Origin of the sequence: Bradyrhizobium sp. (assembly GCF_017881085.1) — a bacterium.
In the GTDB taxonomy this organism is placed as follows: Bacteria; Pseudomonadota; Alphaproteobacteria; order Rhizobiales; family Xanthobacteraceae; genus Bradyrhizobium.
Map to the genome: position 1 here is coordinate 1 of NZ_JADGRI010000414.1, position 3,896 is coordinate 3,896.

Genomic DNA, 3,896 nt, shown 5'->3' on the forward strand with positions numbered 1-3,896 from the left:
TGCGCCTCGATGAACAGGCCGCGCAGGCCCAACAGCCGCGTGTCCTCGCGTTCGGCCATGGCATGGAACGCGGCTTTCGCGCCGGCGCGGTCGCCGCTGAGCTGGGCGGATTGCGCGTGCAGCAACAGCGCCAAGGGATCGTTGCCGGCATGCTTGCGCGCGAGGGCGGCGTGCGCGCGGGCGGCATGGGCGTCGCCATGGCCGATCGCGAGCAGGCCGTGGGTGATGGCATGGCGGTCGCGCGCGTGACGGCGCTCGCGCCTGCCGCGGCGGATCTTTTCCGGCGTGCGCCACAGCGCGCGCAAAATGCTCCACGCCAGTATACCCGCAACGATGGTGACGCCGAGCGCCAGCGCGAACACCGGCAGCGAGGTGTGGACGCGCCAGCCGTCCCACGACAGCACGACGTCGCCGCCCTGGTCGGCCACCCAGGCCGCGCCCGCCGCTGCGAGCGCTATCAACAGCAGAAACAGAATGATCCGATGCATCAGAGTCCTATGGCGCCGGCTTGGCGAGCGCCGTCATGGCCTCGGCCGCGAATTGTCGGGACACCGCGAGCGCCGCGTCGCGCGCGTCGGCTTTTTCGATCCAGCCTTGCGCGGCGGTGCGGTCGGCGGGCGGCAGCGTCTCCAGCTCGCGCCGCGCTTCCTTGTACTCGTTGCGCAAGGCGGCGGCGGTGACGCGCGCGACCACATTGCCGCTGCTGTTGCCGACGGCGTCGGTGCGCTCGATGCGAACCAGTTTGGCGGCCCCGGCCTGCAGCCGGTCGACCAGGCCGGCGCCGGTGGTGGAATTCTCCGGCGACGGCGGCGACAGCTTTGGGACCAGCGCCAGCAGCTCGCGGCTGAGCACCGGCGCGCTCGGCACGCCCGAAGCGGCAAAGCCGTCGAGCGGCTTCAGCGCATCCGGGTTCGGCGCCAGCGATTTCGCCGCGGTCAGCGCGGCCGGATAGGGATCGCCGACGCGGACGAGAACGTCGAGCAAGGCCGCCGCGACGATGCGGCGCAGCGCCACATCGTCGACCGGTCTTGTGCTCTCCTGCGCGATGTCAGTGCTTTGCGCGCGCGCGGCGCGCTCCAGCCCGGCGATGCGCTCGTTGATCGCGGTCAGATCCGGCGCTGCCGCGGCATCGCGCGGCGCCGATTTGACGTCCTTGACATCGGACGCCAGCTTCTCCGACTGCGCGCTCAGGCCCGCGAGGTCGGAGCGCAGCGCGGCGACCGATTTCTCCAGCGCATCGACGCGCACGGCGGCCGCCGGATCGGACGCCGCGGGCTTATTGATTCTGGATTCGACGCCGGCGATGCGGGCGGCGAGATCGTCGATCGCAGCCGAATTGACCGCCGGGGCGGGCGGCGCCGCCGGCTCGCCCGGCCATCCCATCAGCCAGGCCGCCGCGATCACCAGCGCCGCCGCGCAGGCACCCGATACCGCCGATATGAGAGTGGAGGAGATCGCCGCCCGCCAGGCCCACTGGAACGACCGTTTCGGATGAACGTCCGGCTCGGCGCCGGCGTCGGCGCTGGAAGCCTGGGATTCGCCCGATACTTCCGTGGCTTCCAGGTCGATGGTCGGCGGCGCGCGCCTGGCGCGCCCGGCATCCGGCGGCAATTCGAGTTCGTCGGGCCTGTCCTCAGCCATCTCAGGGTTCCCTGTCTGCTACGGAATCTGTTGGTTCTACCGCGATCCCGGGCGCAACGCACGGTCCAACGCCCCAAACAGGGCATTTTCGTCCGGCGCGGCCGCCACCATGACCTGGGTCGCCCCGGCGTCGCGGACCACCGAGGCGACGCCTTCCGAAATGCAGCATTGCGGGATCGAAAGCGCCGTGATTTCGACGCCGGAGGCGCGCGCCGCCTCCAGGAAGGCCCGCGCGCTGCGCCGCGAGTAATGCAGCACCGCCTCGACGCTGTTGGCGGCGAAAGCGTCGCTGGTTTCGCGCGGCAGGCCTGATACTGGCGCCATCCGGTACGTCGTCTGCGTGACGACGGTAAAGCCGCGTTCGCCGAGCTCGCCGGCGAGATCGCGCGCCAGATCGGCGCCGGCCAGATAAAGCAGCGGGCTCGCTTTCTTCAGCTCCTTTGCCTTGACGCGGGCGAGCACGAGATCGCGCAAGCTGCCGGCGTCGCCATTGGCCGAGATCACGTTTTCGAATCCGGCGCCGCGCGCGGCGGCTGCGGTATGTTCGCCGACCGCGAACAGCGGCAGCTTGAGCAAGGGACTGCCCTTGAGCTGGGACTCGATGCCGCGCAGCGCGTTGGCGCTGGTGACGACGACCGCGCCGTAGTCCGCCTCGCCATCGTCATGCAAGGGGACCGCTTCGAACCGCAGCATCGGCGCCTTCAGCACCTCAAATCCCCGGGCGCGCAGGCTGGTGGCCGTGGCCTCATCGTCCGGATGCGGGCGGGTGACGAGAACAGCCATGCGTCAAGCCAGCCCCGACGGGAATACGGCAGCAACGGATGATTTCACTTCGAGGCCTCGCAATGCTATCCACTTCGCCTGAAATCGCTTCACGCGGATACCCGAACGCCGGTTTCACAGCTAATGCAAGGGCTCAAATTGGATAACGCGACGTCAATGCTGGTGCTGGGGATCGAGACCACCTGCGATGAAACCGCAGCCGCCGTGGTCGAGCGCCAGGCGGACGGCTCGGGGCGGATCCTGTCCAATATCGTGCGCTCGCAGACCGAGGAGCATGCGGCCTTCGGCGGCGTGGTGCCGGAGATCGCGGCGCGCGCCCATGTCGAAATGCTCGACGGCATCGTCGACCGCGCCATGAAGGAAGCGGGCGTGGGCTACGCGCAGCTTTCGGCGGTCGCCGCCGCCGCCGGTCCCGGGCTGATCGGCGGCGTCATCGTCGGACTGACCACGGCGAAGGCGATCGCGATGGTGCACGACACGCCGCTGATCGCGGTGAACCATCTCGAAGCCCACGCGCTGACGCCGCGGCTGACCTGCGCGCTGGCGTTTCCCTATTGCCTGTTCCTCGCTTCCGGCGGCCACACCCAGATCGTCGCGGTGGTCGGCGTCGGCAACTATGTCCGGCTCGGCACCACCGTCGACGACGCCATGGGCGAAGCCTTCGACAAGGTGGCGAAGATGCTGGGCCTGCCCTATCCGGGCGGCCCGGAAGTCGAACGTGCCGCTGCCGGCGGCGACCCAAAACGGTTTGCGTTTCCGCGGCCGATGCTCGGGCGCGCGGATGCCAATTTTTCGCTGTCGGGATTGAAGACCGCGGTTCGTAACGAGGCCACGCGGCTTGGTCCGCTGGAGCCGCAGGATATCCGCGATCTCTGCGCCGGCTTCCAGGCGGCGGTGCTGGAATCGACCGCCGACCGGCTGAGCGTGGGCCTGCGATTGTTTCACGAACAGTTCGGCCCGCCGCGCGCGCTGGTCGCCGCCGGCGGCGTCGCCGCCAACCAGGCGATCCGCAGCGCGCTGCAGGAAGTCGCGGCAAAAGCGCAGACCACGCTGATCATCCCGCCGCCGGCCTTGTGCACCGACAACGGCGCGATGATCGCCTGGGCCGGCGCGGAGCGGCTGGCGCTGGGACTGGTCGATACGATGGACGCCGCGCCCCGCGCGCGCTGGCTGCTCGATGAAAACGCCACGGCGCCGGCGGGATACGCGAACACGCGCGCGGGATTTTAGGCGGAGAGCCTTTTTCAATGCCCTCTTGTAATTCAGTTGCAGTCATCGGCGCCGGCGCGTGGGGAACGGCGCTAGCCAGCGTCGCGGCGCGGGCCGGACGCGATGTCGTGCTCTACGCGCGCAATTCGCAGAGCGCGGCCGAGATCGCCGCCTCGCGTGTCAATCCAAGACTGTCCAGCGTGCGGCTGGAGACGGGCGTCAACGTCACCGACGATATCACGCTCGCCGCCGGCGCCGACGTC

General features: G+C 69.6%; 5 protein-coding genes. 2 read left to right on the forward strand and 3 right to left on the reverse strand.

Features of this window, described 5'->3' with window-relative positions; translation table 11 throughout:
* The 3 genes from QZ213_RS25690 to QZ213_RS25700 form a co-directional block, all read right to left on the reverse strand.
* A partial coding sequence (locus QZ213_RS25690; RefSeq protein ID WP_291688870.1) for a heme biosynthesis HemY N-terminal domain-containing protein occupies nucleotides 1–488 on the reverse strand: 488 nt, incomplete at its 3' end.
* Nucleotides 489–495: 7 nt separating this feature from the next.
* On the reverse strand, nucleotides 496–1,641 hold the full coding sequence (locus QZ213_RS25695) for a hypothetical protein (protein ID WP_291688871.1): 1,146 nt from the start codon (nucleotides 1,639–1,641) through the stop codon (nucleotides 496–498).
* Nucleotides 1,642–1,677: 36 nt separating this feature from the next.
* Nucleotides 1,678–2,424, reverse strand: coding sequence for a uroporphyrinogen-III synthase (locus tag QZ213_RS25700; RefSeq protein WP_291688872.1), 747 nt, complete (start codon nucleotides 2,422–2,424; stop codon nucleotides 1,678–1,680).
* Between the two features lie 156 nt (nucleotides 2,425–2,580).
* Between QZ213_RS25700 and tsaD the strand changes: the two genes are divergently transcribed.
* Nucleotides 2,581–3,654, forward strand: coding sequence for a tRNA (adenosine(37)-N6)-threonylcarbamoyltransferase complex transferase subunit TsaD (tsaD, locus tag QZ213_RS25705; RefSeq protein ID WP_291688873.1), 1,074 nt, complete (start codon nucleotides 2,581–2,583; stop codon nucleotides 3,652–3,654).
* 17 nt (nucleotides 3,655–3,671) lie between these two features.
* Nucleotides 3,672–3,896 (forward strand): NAD(P)-binding domain-containing protein (locus QZ213_RS25710; RefSeq protein ID WP_291688874.1); only part of this gene is annotated, 225 nt, incomplete at its 3' end.

What these genes read in the sequence shown, in the direction of transcription:
- QZ213_RS25695 (WP_291688871.1), bottom strand. Translation starts at nt 1,641, where the DNA reads ATGGCTGAGGACAGGCCCGACGAACTCGAATTGCCGCCGGATGCCGGG.
- QZ213_RS25700 (WP_291688872.1), bottom strand. Translation starts at nt 2,424, where the DNA reads ATGGCTGTTCTCGTCACCCGCCCGCATCCGGACGATGAGGCCACGGCC.
- tsaD (WP_291688873.1), top strand. Translation starts at nt 2,581, where the DNA reads ATGCTGGTGCTGGGGATCGAGACCACCTGCGATGAAACCGCAGCCGCC.